This window comes from Treponema endosymbiont of Eucomonympha sp. (assembly GCF_001028545.1).
Map to the genome: position 1 here is coordinate 1 of NZ_BBPW01000198.1, position 1,114 is coordinate 1,114.

Annotated in this window: 2 protein-coding genes; both read right to left on the bottom strand. The window is 63.8% G+C overall.

Features of this window, described 5'->3' with window-relative positions; translation table 11 throughout:
* Positions 1-792: UDP-N-acetylglucosamine 1-carboxyvinyltransferase (locus AWU74_RS05920; RefSeq protein ID WP_162504913.1), on the bottom strand; the 792-nt coding region annotated here is incomplete at its 3' end.
* Between the two features lie 2 nt (positions 793-794).
* The gene (locus AWU74_RS05925; RefSeq protein ID WP_062328533.1) at positions 795-1,037 is read right to left on the bottom strand and encodes a TIGR03905 family TSCPD domain-containing protein; all 243 of its coding nucleotides are present in this window, start codon (positions 1,035-1,037) and stop codon (positions 795-797) included.
* Positions 1,038-1,114: the final 77 nt, after the last annotated feature.

The window sequence follows — 1,114 nt, forward strand, 5'->3', positions numbered from 1 at the left end:
CGTCTGTATCGGGCGCATATCCCGCGGGTTTGCGCCGAAAATCGTTGCTGAGCCGCGAGTCGCCGCCGCAAGCCCGATGAACGAGCCGATTTCCATATAGTCGGTGCCGACGGCAAAGTCCGCGCCGTGCAGTTCCGCCGCGCCGTTGATTCGGAGAACGTTGCTGCCTATGCCGCTAATGTCCGCGCCCATTTCGTTCAGCAGGCAGCACAAATCCTGCACGTGCGGCTCGCTCGCGGCGTTGGTCAGAACCGTCTGCCCTTCGGCGCGCGCCGCCGCCATAAGCGCGTTTTCCGTCGCCGTAACCGACGCCTCGTCGAGGAATATGTCCGCGCCGCACAGCTTCGCGGCGCGGAAGGAATGCGTGCCGTTCGTAACGGCGATCGCGCCCAGCTCTGTCAGCGCGAGGAAATGCGTGTCCAGCCTGCGCCGCCCGATAACGTCGCCGCCGGGCGGGGGCAGGCGCGCGGCTCCCGTGCGGGCGAGGAGCGGTCCCGCGAACAGAATGGAGGCGCGGATATGCTGCGCCAGCTCGCGCGGAACCTCGGAGCGTATCGTGCCGGACGCTTCTATGCGCCAGTCGTGCGCGCCGAGTCGCTCGACCTTCGCCCCCAGCGCGCGGACGGCGTCGAGCATCACGGCGGTATCCGCAATATTCGGGATATTCCTGAGCGTTACCGGCTCGCTGGTGAGCAGCGCCGCCGCAATGCAGGGGAGCGCGGCGTTTTTGTTGCCGCTCGCCTGAATGCTACCGTGCACCGGCACGCCGCCTTCAATGCGGTATTCGGCCACCGCTATGCGCGCACGGACTGTTCAAGGATTCGGGCGAATTGGTCGGGGCAACTGGTGCCCTTGTCGCCGCACAGGACGCCTTTGAGTCTCTCGACGACTTCCTTCGGCGTCAGCCCCTCGACGAGGCGGGATATGCCCTTCAGGTTGCCGTTGCAGCCGTCGGCAAACACCACGTTGTGCAGCCTGCCGTCCTCAACTTCCCACGTAACGCTGGTAGCGCACGTTCCGTGCAGTAACTTTGTCATAAATACTCCTTTCTTTAATATTGCGCGCATACTCTCCGCATAAATATACGTCATATCCGTTCCGGTCGGCAATTACG

Bases quoted from the DNA above. Each gene is read 5' to 3' on its own strand.
- AWU74_RS05925 (WP_062328533.1), bottom strand. From the start codon at position 1,037: ATGACAAAGTTACTGCACGGAACGTGCGCTACCAGCGTTACGTGGGAA.